The organism is Candidatus Bathyarchaeia archaeon, assembly GCA_035935655.1.
Taxonomy (GTDB): Archaea; Thermoproteota; Bathyarchaeia; order 40CM-2-53-6; family 40CM-2-53-6; genus 40CM-2-53-6.
In genome coordinates this window covers 62,912-77,140 of sequence record DASYWW010000039.1, presented here as the reverse complement: position 1 = coordinate 77,140, position 14,229 = coordinate 62,912, and the positions used below count along the sequence as shown (strand labels likewise).

The window sequence follows — 14,229 nt, the reverse complement described above, 5'->3', positions numbered from 1 at the left end:
TCTAGAATCAACTAGGAATCACCAGAAATGCCCACAGTTTTCGAGGTTCCAGCCGAGGAACTGATCAATAGGCTAGCCAAGCATTTGAAAGAAAGCGTGAGCGACATCACACCCCCGCCATGGACCGAGTTCGCCAAAACTGGTGCTCACAAAGAGAGACCACCACAGAACCCGGATTGGTGGTACTTCAGATGCGCCTCACTCCTACGAAAGATGTACATACGCGGACCAGTCGGAGTGTCGCGGTTACGAGTCCAATACGGTGGACGTGCGAGTCATGGAAATAGACCAGCCCATCACGTTCCCGCGGGAGGCTCTGCCATTAGAGAACCCTTGCAACAACTTCAGAAAGCCGAACTCGTTGCTGTGGATGGGAAAAAAGGCCGAAAACTGACTCGTGAAGGTGTAGCCCTTCTAAACCGCACTGCGGCTGAGGTTGTCAAAGAATTGAAAGCCCGGCCTCAAGAGGCCCCAAGTTAATGTCCAATGGAGACTACACAGACGAAGAGCTTGAAGCGTTACGTCGACGAAGAATGGCCGATATGCAGAGGCAAGCCTACGATGAGCAACGCCGGTCGCAGGCTCAGCAACAAGTGGAGCGTCAGAAACAATCCATCATTCGCCAAATTCTCACACCGGAAGCAAGGCAGAGGCTTGCCAATATCCGAATGGTCAAGCCAGAATTCGCCGAGGAATTGGAAATGCAGCTCATACAACTCGCTCAGTCAGGACGTCTTCAAACGCAAATCACTGATGAGCAATTGAAAAAGACTCTGGTCCAACTACAATCGCAGAAAAAAGAGATCAAGATTAGGAGAGCATAGATGGCACGCCACAAACCGTCTGGGAAGAAGAAGCACCTATCGCACGCGCTGAACCAGGCCCAGCCTGTCCCGTCATGGGTCGTGGCCAAAACCGAGGGTAAAGTTCGGAGGAACCCAAAGCAACGAAACTGGCGAGAAACGAAGATCAAAGTGTAGTCTAGATGACAGCGAAAAAAGTCGCGACCGAGGAAGATGCCGACATCGAACCCTCTAATGATGTTGAACTTTCTAAGATCGATCCCGGAACCGAGGGGTCCAAAGCAGAGGAAGAAACGGAGGAGCTCGAGTCAGATGTAAAGTCGCCAGAGACCCCAGAGGCTCCAGCCGCTGAAGAGGCTGCTGAAGAAGAGGAGGAGATAGAAATCGTTGAGGAGAAATTCTACGATCTCAATCTTAGGCGTATTTGGACAGCTCCAAGAGAAAAACGAACGCCTAGAGCCATAAGATACGTCAGACAGTATGCTGCGCAAAGAATGAAAACGGATAATGTCTCGCTGAGCGAAGAGACAAACAGTCTTCTTTGGGCCAGAGGAATCAGCAAACCTCCTCGAAAAATTAGGATAAGAGTCGTAAAGGACAAAGAAGGCAAGGTCATCGTGTTTCCAGGTGAGGGAAAATGAATAGTGCCCATAATTCTGTCTGATATCTTCGGGGATCCGAACGTCGGAATCTTCTCTTTCGCGAACGACAAGCTAGCGATCTTGCCGGCGGGCCTTTCTCACAAGAAAATCAATAGCTTCCACGACATATTAGGCGTAGAAGCCTGCTCGGTAGGAATCGCAGAGTCCAGACTCGTTGGAATCTATGTCACCGGCAACTCCAATGCTGTTCTAGTCCCATACATTACAACGAAAGACGAACTAAAACAACTTCGCTCAACAGGAGTACATGTCGAGATCCTTAAGGAGAAAAGAACAGCACTGGGCAACATTATACTCTGCAACGATCACGGTGCCATAATCGACCCGCGACTCAAACACAATACGGTCGCAGAACTCGAAGAGACACTTGATGTCCCCGTCCGGCCTTCAACAATCGGAGGGCTTCCTCACGTTGGCGCGCTTGCCACAGCTTCAAACAAAGGAGTTCTAGTGAACCCGATGATCAGCGACAATGAAAGTAAGACCATTTCAAGCGTCCTCGGCGTTCCTGTGTCAAAGGGGACCGTTAACTCAGGGGTCCCATATCCCAAGGCTGGATTAGTAGTAAACTCCCGAGGAGCAATAGTAGGATCACACACTTTGGGCGCCGAGCTAATCACCCTCAGTAACGCTTTCCAAACGGATTAGGTTAAGTAAGGCCCATCCTCAAATCCGGATATTCTAGGCAGGCTACCACAACGAGTCAGGTAAGACGATTCAAGATAATAGGCGAACTGCGTAAGGGAGGAGACAAGCTCCCCTTCACCAAAGATGTCAAGGCGGTAAAGAAAGAGGACGCCTTGCAGCACCTCTACTCTGAAATGGGAAGCCGCCATAAGGCCCGAAGGTTCGAAATAACAATCAAACAGATTGAAGAAATGCCAGAGCCAGAGGCGGCTTGATGGCGAGCTCGAAGAAACAGATGGCTGCCCCTCGAAACTTGGACGAGGAAATGCGCCAGCTACTTGTGGAGGTCAGAATGCTGGAGGGGTCCGCGAGAGTTCTATCATCAAGACTTGACATTGTCACGGGCGCCCTGTCTGAGACTCAGACTGCAAAGCAAACTCTGGAAGGTACGAAGGAGTCTGGAAGGGATGTTGAGATGCTTATTCCGATAGGGTCGGGCTCGTTTGTCAAGTCAAAGCTCGAAGACCCGGAGCACATCATAATTGGAGTTGGGGCGGGAGTCTGTCTGGAAAAAACAGTGGATGACGCGATCAAGGATCTCAACATGAGAGCTACAGATCTGGACAAGGCACGGATCAACGTTACTCAACAGCTGAACCAGATCATTAACCAAACGGAAGACTACCGAGCCCGCCTCGAGGATCTGGCTCGCAAGAAAGGCGGTGGACCGGTAGAGATTGTTTGACAAACTCAGAGCCCAGTTTTCCAACTTCTACGACCGGGTAGCCAAAACAGAACTTCAAGGAGAGGATTTAGACAAGGTTCTAGACGAATTCCGCCTCTCACTTGCGGAAAGTGATGTTGCAGTCTCTGTTGCAGATTACGTAGCAACTGAACTAAAGGAGAAGCTGAAACACGTCCAGTTTGCCAGATTCTCGGATCCTAGAGGAAAGGTGAAGTCCATTCTGGGTGACGTGCTGTTGTCGGTACTAGATAGGGCGGGACGGCTAGATATTTTCGAGGTGATTGAAAAGAAAAGGAACGCTGGCGAGCCAGCGATAATAGTATTTGTGGGCATTAACGGAACCGGGAAAACAACCAGCATTGCAAAGCTGGCGCACATTCTCCAGAAAAAAGGCAGGACCTGCATTCTGGCCGCCAGCGATACTTATCGCTCAGGTTCAATAGAACAGCTCCAGGAGCACGCCAGAAGAATCGGTGTAAGAATGATCAAACACCAGTATGGAGCCGATCCAGCTGCTGTCGCGTTTGACGCAGTCAATTATGCGCGGGCGCACGGGATCAACGCGGTTCTGATAGACACCGCTGGCCGGATGCAGACAAACCAGAATTTGCTGGAGGAAATGAGAAAGATTGTCAGAGTCACGAAACCCGATCTGACGATCCTAGTCGTTGATGCTCTTACCGGCAACGATGCAGTGGAGCAGGGCAAGGTCTTTTCGCAAGCAGTCAAGGTCGATGGGATAATCCTCGCGAAACTAGACGCTGATGTCAAAGGGGGTAACGCGATATCATTGTCCTACATAATGGGTCGGCCGGTGACAATGGTCGGAACAGGGCAAGGATACGACGACCTAGAGCCATTCCAACCCCAGACTATCGTAAAAAATCTGGTTGGATGAATGCGATTCTAGTGTAGTTCCCAGCAAGACCCTCGTGGAGCAGGGTCCAACCCGTTAACTATTGTGGAGTCTCTAGAGAAATCGTGAGCTTCTGGTCAAGCGGTTTCTTAAGATCGTCCATGGTCGGAAACCGACCCTGTTGGTGCTTGGAAAAGATCAATTGGCCATCAAGTACAACGTCAAAGACTCCCTGGTCCGCTGGTTTCAACGAGATCGTCAGCTTGCGATTTAGCGGCATGCCATAAGTCGCAAGCAATTGATTGACCATGTCAACAGCGCGTGGCTGGTGACCACAAGGCTGGCAATAGGTTATTTCTAGATCAACCATACCATTCACAGCTAGATTCCCCGACGGCCGGATTTAAACTCGTTTTTCAACTTATGAGATCAACGCGAAGATTCGATCTAGCGGATTCTTATAAGAGGCGAGTCCACAGCCGACGAACAGTCGCGGAGAGGGCAGAAAACCTTGGTTGGTCTGAAAGGGCGAGACATTCTCTCGTTGGTCGAATTGTCTCCAAGGGAGATCGATCTTATTCTGAAACGCTCTTCGATAATGGCACGCCAGAAGAGGGTTCTGCAACAACTCAAGGGAAAGGCGGTAGCGCTGATATTTCAAAAACCTTCGACAAGAACCCGCGTCTCCTTCGAAACGGCAGTCGCTCAACTCGGTGGCCACCCCGTCTATCTCAGCTGGAATGAAATGCAGCTGGGACGAGGAGAAACGATTTCGGACACCGCTAAGGTGTTGGACAGGTACGTCAGAGCCATAATGGCGCGAGTCTATTCCCACGACGACCTAGTCGTACTCGCTGAGAATACGGACGCACCTGTCATCAATGGCCTCTCGGACAAGCACCACCCATGCCAGATTCTCGCAGATCTCTTGACGCTAATCCAGTACAAGAAACGCTTGAAGGGCCTAAAACTAGCCTACGTAGGCGACGGAAACAATGTATGCAACAGCCTTTTGATCGGGTGTGCGAAGATAGGGGTCAACATATCTGTTGCAAGGCCTCAAGGCTATGGCCCGGACCCGGAAGCAATCAGACACGCCCAAGAGGCTGCCGAGGCGTCAGGAGCGTCTATTAGCATCACGGAGGATCCTGAAGAGGCGGTGAAAGCCGCAGATGCTGTCTATACGGACACATTCGTTTCAATGGGAATGGAGAAAGAGAAGGAGGCCCGACTATCGATGTTCATTCCGAAATACCAAGTCAATAGGACGCTACTCTCGCACGCTAAGCCTGGTGCAATCTTTCTCCACTGCCTCCCTGCCCACAGGGGCGAGGAAGTTACTGGAGACGTAATCGATGGTCCCCAGTCAGTGGTCTGGGATGAAGCTGAAAACAGGTTGCATACTGCTAAGGGACTTCTTTCGCTCATCCTTTAGCCAGCCTGAGGATGAAATCCTTCTCAAATCCAGCGATTGTTGCATCTCGAGTGGGCGCGGCTATAATCAGCATCGCGGCTGAAAGCTTTCAAGAACCCCGCCGGCTAGCATGGTTAAAATAGGAAGGTCGGTTCCATCGAACTCCGATCCATGATCGAGGGCTTGTAATGGGCATTGGAGACTTCCTTCAATCGGCGAGACGCCTATTTCACGTAGCCCAGAAGCCAGACTGGCAAGAAACGAAACTCAACATCAAAATCATCCTGATAGGAGTAGCGATCGTCGGGGGAATAGGGTTCGTTCTCAGAATTCTTTTCTGGGTAGTCGGACTGTACCAGTTGCCGGCTAGCCAGGCTCCTGCTAGGTAATAGAAGGGAAAGATTGTGGCGACCCAAACTCAGAAGACTTCCATATACGCAGTCCGCACAACCAGCGGACAAGAGAGAACTGTAGTAGACCTCATGGCCAGCAGAATCCAGCCTAAGAAACTGCCGATTGTTGCAATACTCGCTCCAGAAGTTATCAAAGGCTACATCTTCGTCGAAGCAATGGGGCCCCACTTTGTCGATGAAGCAATAGCAGGGACAAGACACGCCCGAACCAGAACAAAAGGCGTCGTGTCCATGGCAGCCATCGAGCGATTCATCGTAACCAAACCAGTCATCGAAGAGCTAAGCGTCGGAAACCTCGTCGAAGTTGTCGGTGGACCATTCAGAGGACTGAAGGCAAAGATCACCCACGTTGACAAAGTCAAACAGGAGGTTGTCATCGAACTATTGGAAGAAGGCTTCGCAACATTGCCCATTACTGTACACGCCGACTATGTGAAGCTCGTGAGTAGAGGAGAGGTAGAGGAAGCTGGCCGACAAGAAAACAGTTGACGCGATAATAGACGGCGGCAAAGCCACAGCTGGCGTCCCACTCGGTCCACAGCTCGGACCTTTGGGAGTAAACATCCTACAGATCGTAAACAGGATCAACGAGCTCACCAAGGCTTACGCGGGGATGAAAGTCCCTGTGAAGATCCTCGTGAACGTGGAAGACAAGAGCTTCGAGGTTGAAATCGGCACACCCACCACCTCCGCGTTGATAGTCAAGGAACTGGGAGTCGAGAAGGGCTCGGCAACGCCCAAAGCGACGAAGGTAGGCAATCTATCTCCTGAACAGATCGTGAAGATTGCTCAGATGAAACGGACCGATAGCTACGCGCGAACTCTGAAATCGGCTGTAAAGGAGGTTGCCGGTGCGTGTGTAAGCATGGGCGTTACGGTGGATGCTAAGGAACCAAAAGACTTCATCAAGAACCTCGACGCAGGTCAGTATGACGCTGCGCTAAAGGAACTGGAATAGGAGAGAAAACGGAAAGAATGCCCCTGTCTAAGGATTCAATCACAAGAGCACTGGCTGACGTGAGGAGTAAGACACCGAAGAGGAAATTTACCCAGGCAATCGAACTATCAGTCAAGCTTCGCGAGATAGACCTGAAGAAGCCTGAAGGCAGGATTAACGAGAACCTAGAACTCCCTACAGCTGCTGACAAGGATTCGAAAGTTGCAGTGATTGCGGGCGGCGACCTGGCCGTTCGAGCAAAGAATGCTGGCGCGGACATCGTTATTGGCAGGGAGGACTTAGACAAGCTGGGACGGGAAAAAAAACAGGCCAGGAAGATCGCTCAAAGCTACGACTTCTTCGTCGCAGAGGCCCCATTGATGCCTCAGGTGGGAAAGACCCTTGGGCAGATTCTCGGACCTAGGGGCAAGATGCCGACACCGATACCTCCTACAGCGCCGATTGATGATATCATCAAGCGCCAGCGACGCAACGTACGGCTCAAGATGAAGGATCAGCCCGTAATCCAGGCTAAGGTCGGAACTGAAGACATGTCGGATGATGTCCTGGTTCTGAATATTCAGACGGTTATCTCGCGGTTGGAGGCGAAACTGGAAAAGGGTCCCAAGAACATCAAGGCAGTCTCGATCAAAGCCTCGATGGGACCACTGGTAAAGATACCTCTCGCCACGGTGGCATAGGACAATGTCAACAACCCGGAAAGTTGCTTCTTGGAAGAAAGAGGCAATAGCCCAGCTGCAAGTTCTCTTGGAGAAGTATCCTGTAATAGCAGCAGCCGACCTAACTAAGGTTCGCTCATCCCAGATCCACGAATTACGCAAACGTCTACGAGACAGGGTCGCGATGGTGGTGACCAAGAACAATCTGTTGCGGAAATCAGTGGAGCTATCGGAGTCCAGTCATGGGAGGGTCGGAGAGTTCGTCAAGGACCTCCAGGGATCTAACATACTATTATTCACCGATGTCAACCCCTACTCTCTCATAATACTGCTCGAAAAAAGCAAGGTCAGGGTACCGGCCAAAGCCGGAGACATTGCAACAGGCGAGATCATGGTTCCGGCAGGAAACACCGGACTGCCCCCCGGCCCGGTGATCTCCGAATTCGGAGAGATCAAAGTCCAGACAAGAATCGAGGGAGGAAGCATCTGGGTTGCAAGAGACTCTGTAGTCGCCAGACGAGGAGACCTGATCACGCCGAAGATGGCTTCCGTGCTTTCCAAACTTGGACTCAAGCCTATGGAGGCCGGGCTCACCCTGTCTACAGCATTTGATAACGGCACCATCCTCAGATCTGAGGATCTAGTCCTCGATATCAGCTCCTATCGAAAAGACGTCTTCCAAGCCGTAAGCAACGCGTTTAGCCTTTCAATGGATGCTGGCTATGTGACTCCTGAGAACGCGCCTAGAATCCTGGGGAAGGGAATGAGAGAGGCGCTGGCGATCGCCGTAGAAGCAGGCTTCCTTGAAAGCGGTACCGTCGAACCGGTGCTGAGACGCGCAGTCATGAACGCAAACGCGTTGAACCAGAAGATTTCCAGCGCGACACCCGGAAACCCTTAAGTGCAAGAATTGATGCTCGACTGAAATCCAAGCAATCCTGAGAAAAGAGGAAAAAGCAAAGTGAAGTATGTTTACGCTGCACTCCTGCTGCACTCATCAGCGCAGCCAGTAACAGAAGAGAACGTGAAAAAAGTCGTAATCGCGGCGGGCAGCAAAGTCGAAGAAGCCCAAGTCAAAGCCCTCGTCGCAGCACTATCCGAAGTCAACATCGACGAAGCTCTAAAATCCGCCAGTGTAATGTCCGCCCCTGTTGCAGCACCAGCAGCGCCGACCGAGTCAAAGAAGGAAGACAAGAAGCCAGCCGAAGAAGAGAAGAAGAAAGAAGAGGAAGCCCTAGCTGGACTCGGGGCACTTTTCGGTTAGAAAGTGAGGAAGGAGGTTCGCGGTATAGCTCCGCATAGTCTTCTCCTCAGATCGACAACCTTCTAGAGAAGCTCTTCCGACCAAGCTTCTTTATTTCCGGACCAATCTTGGAGGGATACGATAGATGCCAGAGATAAACCCGGAAGAATTCGCCCTCCAGTTCTTCAAAGAAATAGGATTTATTCGAAGAAAGTGTCCGTCGTGCGGCAGTAACTACTGGGCAGCTCCTGACCAGACAACTTGCGGTGAGGTTCCGTGCGCCCCGTACTCGTTCATCGGAACTCCTCCGACAAGAAGACGCTACAGTCTAGCTGAGATGCGGATCCAATTTATGGACTATTTCGCCGAACGCGGTCATGCAAGGATCAAGCCCTATCCGATTGTGGCTCGCTGGCGTAACGATGTCTACTTGGTAGGCGCGTCAATCTACGACTTCCAACCATACGTCACGGAAGGAACGATGCCTCCTCCTGCGAACCCGCTTGTCATAAGCCAGCCCTGTATTCGTTTCACCGACATCGAACAGGTCGGCGCGGCGGGTCGACACATGTCCATTTTCGAAATGGGGGGAGCACATGCCTTCAACTATCCGGACAAGGAAATCTACTGGAAAGACGATACCGTCCGCTACCACCACAAACTACTATCGGATGTAATGGGCGTCCCCTCCGAATCAATCACGTACAAGGAACACTTCTGGTCTGGCGGAGGAAATGCTGGCCCGGACCTAGAAGGAATCGTCGCGGGGCTGGAAATATCGACACTTGTCTTCATGGAATACAAGGTCCAAGGACAGGACCTCATACCACTTCCAATCAGGACAGTCGATACGGGGTACGGGATGGAAAGATGGGCTTGGCTTTCACAGGGCTCGCCAAGTGGATTCCACGCAGTATATGGCCCCCTTCTAGCTCAGGTTATGGAACTGGCGAAGGTCGACCTCAACGAGAATACGCTAGCAACCCTCACGAAGTGGGCCGGGATCTACGGCGCAACCAGCAGAGCCTCTAGAGACGAGTATATCGAAGCGACCGCGAAAGAAGTCGGACGCGACAAGGAAGCGTTCCGCCACATTGTGCAGAACCTAGAAGCTGCATTCGCAATCACCGACCATACAAAGTCGATTTCCTTCCTATTAGCCGAGGGCGTCGTTCCGTCTAACGTCGGTGAAGGCTATCTGACCCGGCTTATCATTCGCCGAGCAGCAAGACTGGCACGACAGCTAGGGATTCTTCAGGAGCTTCCCCGCATAGTCGAAGAACAGATCAAGATGTGGGGTGGAGAGTTCCACCTCCTTCGAGAGATGAGAAGTGAGATACTGGAAGCGCTGAAGATTGAAGTCGAAAAATACGAAGACACGATCAGCAAGGGATCTGAAGCGGTACTCCGACTCTCAAAGGAACTCTCGAGTCAAGGCATTCGAAAGATCCCTACAGATCAACTCGTCCTGCTCTACGACTCCCAGGGTCTAGCTCCTGAGATAGTGAAAGAAAGTGCGGAGAAGGTTGGAGTAGAGGTCGACGTTCCCGAGAACTTCCTGACGCTAGTCGCTGAACGCCACTCGAAGCCGACCACCAGTCTGGAGTCGCCCACTACCGATCCAGAATGGGAAGCAAGGTTGAAGGGTCTCCCGGCAACACGCGCGCTATACTACGACGATGAGTATCAGACCAGCTTCCAAGCGAAGATCATAGCAACACCCGCGGAAAAAGCGGTCGTGCTTGACCAGACCTGTTTCTATCCTGAAGGAGGAGGCCAACCTGCCGACCACGGCGAGCTCCGAACTGAAAGCAAGAAGGTGAAGGTTACGGATGTCCAGAAGTTCGGAAACGTGATCGTTCACTATTTGGACCAGCCTTTCGACCAAGAGGTTGACATGGTCGAGGGAGAGATCGAATGGCAGCGCCGCGTGAATCTGATGCGCCACCATACTGGCACTCACGCGCTGATAGGTTCAGTGCGCAGAGTGCTCGGCGAGCACGTCTGGCAAGCCGGCGCGCAGAAAGAGGTGGAGACAAGCAGGCTAGATATCACACACTGGCGTGAGATTACTCCGAAAGAAAGGGAACGGATCGAAAAACTGGTCAACCAGGTCATTCTTCGAGACCTACCTGTCCAGGTAGCATGGATGGCGCGAGAGAAGGCGGAGGCGAAGTACGGTTACAGGCTCTATCAGGGCGGCGCAGTTCCAGGATCCAAGATCCGAGTAGTGACAATCCGAGGATGGGACGCCGAAGCTTGCGGAGGAACGCACTGCAAGAGAACCGGAGAACTCGGGGTCTTCAAGATCGAGAAAATTAGCAAACTCCAAGACGGTGTCGAGAGAATCGTCTTCTCAGCAGGAGAACCGGCACTGAAACGGATCAGTCAGCAGAGCGAAGCTCTTGCAAAGGCAGGCGATCTCCTGAAGACAACGCCTGACAAGCTTCCAGAGTCAATCAAGGCAATCGTGGCGGAGAGGGATGCTCTCGAGAGAGAACTGGACAAGGTTCACGCAAAGACGATGGAGACCCATGTCAAGCAGCTAGCGAAGAAAGCCATGGCTGTTGGACAAGTCAGACTCGTACTGATGAAGACCTCGAAAAGAAGGGGCATCGATTCTGTCGAAGTCGCAAATCGGCTCAAGGAAACAGATCCTAAAATGCTCGCAGTAATATTCGAAGTCTCAGAACGCGTTCTGGTGGTCGTAGCGGCTGGCAGTGATGCGGTCGCTGTTGGCATCAATGCTGGACAAATTGTTTCAGAGTCCTCTAAGGTCCTAGGCGGAGGCGGGGGAGGACGACCCTTTTTCGCGACAGGAGGGGGTCCATCCAAGGACAAAGCCGATGAGGCGCTAAAGGTCGCGGAACAAGTCATCGCCCAACAGCTCAAATCAGTAGTCGCAGAGGAGGGGATCAGCAACGCCGGCCCAGCTTGACTGGCACGCCATGGAGAGGAAGTGGCAGAAGAAGTGGAACTGGCGCAAGATTCACGAAACAGAACCTAGCCGTCGAAAACCCAAGTACTATGTAACGGCCGCATACCCTTACCCTAACTCTCCCCAACATATTGGACACGCACGGACCTACACTATCGCCGACGTTAACGCCCGGTATCACCGGATGAAGGGCTACAACACGCTCTTCCCAATGGGCTTCCACTACACAGGCACCCCACTGTTCGCAATGAGCAAGCGTCTACGCGAGGGCGATCCGGAGATCGTTGAGACCTTCACCAAGATCTACGGAATCCCACAATCCACACAGGAGAAACTGAAAGACCCGAAAACGATGGCGTCGTACTTTCGGGAAGATATTAAGAAAGGAATGGAGGAGATCGGGTTCTCGATCGACTGGCGTCGAGAATTCACAACAATAGATCCACTCTACAATCGCTACATCGAATGGCACTTCCAGACCCTGAAACAGAAAGGCCTGATCACGAAAGGAACGCATCCGGTCGCGTGGTGTCCCAACGACAAGAGCCCTGTGGGAGTTGTCGACACAATGGGCGATGTGGAGCCTGATATCGGAGAATCATACTTGGTCAAGTTCGAACAGGATGGAGCTTTCTATCCCACTTCCACCCTGAGGCCTGAGACCATTTTCGGAGTCACCAACCTCTGGGTCAACCCGGATGCCACCTACACTAGAGCGAATGTTGACGGCGAGTCTTGGATCGTCAGCAAAGAAGCGGTGGAGAAACTACAACACCAGAACCACAATGTTACGGTAGAACGCGAAATCCGCGCGAGCGATCTGCTTTGGAAGACTGTCCACAACCCCGTCACTGCCCGGGAGATCCCAATCTTTCCGGGAAGCTTCGTGCAACCTGACAATGGAACAGGGCTAGTCATGTCCGTTCCGGGACATGCTCCCTACGACTTTCAAGCTCTGGCCGACCTCAAAGAGAAGTATGCTTCTTCACCGGAGACGGGGCAGATCCTTCAGACGGTCCAGCCAATATCAATAATCAGGCTCGAAGGCTTCTCTGATCTCCCGGCTGCAGATCTGATCGAGAAGTTCAAAGTCAAAGACCAGAAAGACCCTCGGTTAGAGCACGCCACCCAGGAACTATACTCAAAGGAATTCCACGACGGCGTAATGAAAGAGAACACGGGCAGCTACTCCGGCATGCATGTCGCCAAGGCGAGAGAGGCCATCGTCCAAGAACTGACAAGACAGGGAAAAATTCAGATCTTACTAGAGTTGAGAAATGCGCCGGTGGTCTGCCGGTGCGGGACCAAGTGTCTAGTCCACATCCTGGAAAACCAGTGGTTCATCAACTACGGCGACCCGGAATGGAAGAAGCTAGCCCACAAATGCCTAGACCAAATGGTCATCCTTCCGGAAGAGCTCCGGCCCGAATTCAACTACACAATGGACTGGCTGAAGGAAAGGGCCTGCGCACGCGCGGTAGGTCTCGGGACAAAGCTTCCGTGGGACATGAACTGGATCATCGAAGCACTATCCGACTCCGTCGTGTACATGGCCTACTACATACTATCGAAGTACTTCGCAAAGAACTGGGTGGTCTTCAGGAAATTCGAGAAAGACAAATCTAGGTTATCTGACGCCTTCTTCAGCTTCACACTTCTGGGACACGGAACCCTCGATGCCGTGGCCAGACAAACTGGGATACCCAAGAGAATACTGAGCGCTATTCGAGCCGAGTTCGAATACTTCTACCCGGTTGACATGCGCCACTCCGCTAGAGACCTCGTCTCCAACCATCTTTCTTTCTACATATTCCATCACTCAACCCTCTTCCCTGAGAAACAGTGGCCGAAGGGAATTGTCGCCAACGGTTTCGTCCTGATGGAAGGCGCGAAGATGTCGAAATCGCTCGAGAACATTATCCCGCTCCGACAGGGAATTGCCAAGTTCGGAGCAGATCCAGTCCGTGTGGGAGTAATGGTAACGGCTGAACTGGGCCAGGACACTGACTTCAGTGAAACCCTTGCCCTATCTCTCCAAGAGAGACTTGCAGCTCTGATAGGACAGTCGAGAAAACTAGGATCGAAGAAAACCGCTAGGAAATCGAGATCTTCCACGCTAGACCGGTGGATGATCAGCCGCTTGAGCAACGCAGTTCACGCGGCCACGAATGCGCTGGATAGGCTGAGGGTCAGAGAAACAATCAACGTCATCCTCTACCATCTTGAGAACGATATTGCATGGTACAATAGAAGACTGGGGCCAAAAAAGTCGAGGTCGGACAATCGAGACTGGGTTCTACGGAAGGTTCTGGAGACCAGAACGAGAATGCTTGCCCCGCTAGCTCCGCATACTGCGGAGGAGATGTGGAGCCGTATTGGAAACACGGGATTCGTTGTTCAGGCAGACTGGCCTGAAGAAAACGAGAATCAGAAGGATCCCTCGGCGGAACGAGCGGAAGCACTCATAAGAGATGTGCTGGATGATACGGGCGAGATTCTGAAGGCCACAGGCATCACCCCGAAGCGAATCGCATACTACACGGCGACTGATTGGAAGTGGCAGGTCCTCCTCAAAGCATTGAAGGCTGCAGAAGAGAAGAAGAGACAAAGCGACTTCATCAAGGAAGTCATGGCAGATCCTCAGCTTCGATCTCTAGGAAAGGCGGCTGCAGACTATGCTGGCAAAGCGATTCAACAGGCAAACCAGATGCCCAACGAGATGCGACGGTCACGCTTGGAAGATGGTATCGTTGCGGAGAATAGTATCTTTGCTGATTCAGCGGATTTCTATCGGCGAGAATTCAAGTGCGCGATCGACGTCTGGCAGGAGGGAGATCCAAAGATAAATGACCCTAAGGGACGGGCTAGGATGTCGGAACCGTACAGGCCGGCAATCTACCTGGAATGATCC

General features: G+C 52.0%; 17 protein-coding genes. 16 read left to right on the top strand and 1 reads right to left on the bottom strand.

Features of this window, described 5'->3' with window-relative positions:
• The first annotated feature begins 27 nt into the window (after nucleotides 1-27).
• The 7 genes from VGS11_07140 to ftsY all read left to right on the top strand — a co-directional run bounded on the left by VGS11_07140 (nucleotide 28) and on the right by ftsY (nucleotide 3,735).
• The gene (locus VGS11_07140) at nucleotides 28-480 is read left to right on the top strand and encodes a 30S ribosomal protein S19e (GenBank protein HEV2119860.1); all 453 of its coding nucleotides are present in this window, start codon (nucleotides 28-30) and stop codon (nucleotides 478-480) included.
• Nucleotides 480-824, top strand: coding sequence for a DNA-binding protein (locus VGS11_07135; GenBank protein HEV2119859.1), 345 nt, complete (start codon nucleotides 480-482; stop codon nucleotides 822-824). Before VGS11_07140 ends, VGS11_07135 begins: the two co-directional genes overlap by 1 nt.
• On the top strand, nucleotides 825-980 hold the full coding sequence (locus tag VGS11_07130; protein ID HEV2119858.1) for a 50S ribosomal protein L39e: 156 nt from the start codon (nucleotides 825-827) through the stop codon (nucleotides 978-980).
• A gap of 5 nt (nucleotides 981-985) precedes the next feature.
• Nucleotides 986-1,444, top strand: coding sequence for a 50S ribosomal protein L31e (locus VGS11_07125; protein HEV2119857.1), 459 nt, complete (start codon nucleotides 986-988; stop codon nucleotides 1,442-1,444).
• Nucleotides 1,445-1,447: 3 nt separating this feature from the next.
• On the top strand, nucleotides 1,448-2,113 hold the full coding sequence (locus VGS11_07120; protein ID HEV2119856.1) for a translation initiation factor IF-6: 666 nt from the start codon (nucleotides 1,448-1,450) through the stop codon (nucleotides 2,111-2,113).
• A gap of 253 nt (nucleotides 2,114-2,366) precedes the next feature.
• Complete coding sequence (gene pfdA / locus VGS11_07115) at nucleotides 2,367-2,837, top strand: prefoldin subunit alpha (GenBank protein ID HEV2119855.1); 471 nt, start codon at nucleotides 2,367-2,369, stop codon at nucleotides 2,835-2,837.
• On the top strand, nucleotides 2,830-3,735 hold the full coding sequence (gene ftsY / locus VGS11_07110) for a signal recognition particle-docking protein FtsY (protein ID HEV2119854.1): 906 nt from the start codon (nucleotides 2,830-2,832) through the stop codon (nucleotides 3,733-3,735). Before pfdA ends, ftsY begins: the two co-directional genes overlap by 8 nt.
• A 58-nt stretch (nucleotides 3,736-3,793) precedes the next feature.
• Here the strand turns inward: ftsY and VGS11_07105 are convergent, their stop codons facing one another.
• Nucleotides 3,794-4,063 (bottom strand): Rdx family protein, encoded by a 270-nt coding sequence (locus VGS11_07105; GenBank protein HEV2119853.1) that lies wholly within the window; start codon nucleotides 4,061-4,063, stop codon nucleotides 3,794-3,796.
• Nucleotides 4,064-4,204: 141 nt separating this feature from the next.
• Here VGS11_07105 and argF point away from each other — a divergent pair, with 141 nt between their 5' ends.
• The 9 genes from argF to leuS all read left to right on the top strand — a co-directional run bounded on the left by argF (nucleotide 4,205) and on the right by leuS (nucleotide 14,226).
• A complete protein-coding gene (gene argF, locus VGS11_07100) occupies nucleotides 4,205-5,128 on the top strand; it encodes an ornithine carbamoyltransferase (protein ID HEV2119852.1) in 924 nt (307 codons plus the stop codon).
• 167 nt (nucleotides 5,129-5,295) lie between these two features.
• On the top strand, nucleotides 5,296-5,496 hold the full coding sequence (locus VGS11_07095) for a protein translocase SEC61 complex subunit gamma (GenBank protein HEV2119851.1): 201 nt from the start codon (nucleotides 5,296-5,298) through the stop codon (nucleotides 5,494-5,496).
• 15 nt (nucleotides 5,497-5,511) lie between these two features.
• Nucleotides 5,512-6,009, top strand: coding sequence for a transcription elongation factor Spt5 (locus tag VGS11_07090; GenBank protein HEV2119850.1), 498 nt, complete (start codon nucleotides 5,512-5,514; stop codon nucleotides 6,007-6,009).
• Nucleotides 5,987-6,478 carry a 50S ribosomal protein L11 gene (locus VGS11_07085; GenBank protein HEV2119849.1) on the top strand — a complete coding sequence of 164 codons (492 nt, stop codon included), beginning with the start codon at nucleotides 5,987-5,989 and terminating at the stop codon, nucleotides 6,476-6,478. Before VGS11_07090 ends, VGS11_07085 begins: the two co-directional genes overlap by 23 nt.
• A gap of 17 nt (nucleotides 6,479-6,495) precedes the next feature.
• Nucleotides 6,496-7,158, top strand: coding sequence for a 50S ribosomal protein L1 (locus VGS11_07080; GenBank protein HEV2119848.1), 663 nt, complete (start codon nucleotides 6,496-6,498; stop codon nucleotides 7,156-7,158).
• A gap of 4 nt (nucleotides 7,159-7,162) precedes the next feature.
• Complete coding sequence (locus VGS11_07075; GenBank protein HEV2119847.1) at nucleotides 7,163-8,038, top strand: 50S ribosomal protein L10; 876 nt, start codon at nucleotides 7,163-7,165, stop codon at nucleotides 8,036-8,038.
• Nucleotides 8,039-8,098: 60 nt separating this feature from the next.
• Nucleotides 8,099-8,401, top strand: coding sequence for a 50S ribosomal protein P1 (gene rpl12p, locus VGS11_07070; GenBank protein ID HEV2119846.1), 303 nt, complete (start codon nucleotides 8,099-8,101; stop codon nucleotides 8,399-8,401).
• Nucleotides 8,402-8,525: 124 nt separating this feature from the next.
• Complete coding sequence (alaS, locus tag VGS11_07065; protein ID HEV2119845.1) at nucleotides 8,526-11,318, top strand: alanine--tRNA ligase; 2,793 nt, start codon at nucleotides 8,526-8,528, stop codon at nucleotides 11,316-11,318.
• A gap of 10 nt (nucleotides 11,319-11,328) precedes the next feature.
• Nucleotides 11,329-14,226 carry a leucine--tRNA ligase gene (gene leuS, locus VGS11_07060; protein ID HEV2119844.1) on the top strand — a complete coding sequence of 966 codons (2,898 nt, stop codon included), beginning with the start codon at nucleotides 11,329-11,331 and terminating at the stop codon, nucleotides 14,224-14,226.
• Nucleotides 14,227-14,229: the final 3 nt, after the last annotated feature.

Coding starts and splice junctions, on each gene's coding strand:
- VGS11_07140 (HEV2119860.1), top strand. CDS start 28: ATGCCCACAGTTTTCGAGGTTCCAGCCGAGGAACTGATCAATAGGCTA.
- VGS11_07135 (HEV2119859.1), top strand. CDS start 480: ATGTCCAATGGAGACTACACAGACGAAGAGCTTGAAGCGTTACGTCGA.
- VGS11_07130 (HEV2119858.1), top strand. CDS start 825: ATGGCACGCCACAAACCGTCTGGGAAGAAGAAGCACCTATCGCACGCG.
- VGS11_07125 (HEV2119857.1), top strand. CDS start 986: ATGACAGCGAAAAAAGTCGCGACCGAGGAAGATGCCGACATCGAACCC.
- pfdA (HEV2119855.1), top strand. CDS start 2,367: ATGGCGAGCTCGAAGAAACAGATGGCTGCCCCTCGAAACTTGGACGAG.
- VGS11_07105 (HEV2119853.1), bottom strand. CDS start 4,063: ATGGTTGATCTAGAAATAACCTATTGCCAGCCTTGTGGTCACCAGCCA.
- VGS11_07095 (HEV2119851.1), top strand. CDS start 5,296: ATGGGCATTGGAGACTTCCTTCAATCGGCGAGACGCCTATTTCACGTA.
- VGS11_07080 (HEV2119848.1), top strand. CDS start 6,496: ATGCCCCTGTCTAAGGATTCAATCACAAGAGCACTGGCTGACGTGAGG.
- VGS11_07075 (HEV2119847.1), top strand. CDS start 7,163: ATGTCAACAACCCGGAAAGTTGCTTCTTGGAAGAAAGAGGCAATAGCC.
- alaS (HEV2119845.1), top strand. CDS start 8,526: ATGCCAGAGATAAACCCGGAAGAATTCGCCCTCCAGTTCTTCAAAGAA.
- leuS (HEV2119844.1), top strand. CDS start 11,329: ATGGAGAGGAAGTGGCAGAAGAAGTGGAACTGGCGCAAGATTCACGAA.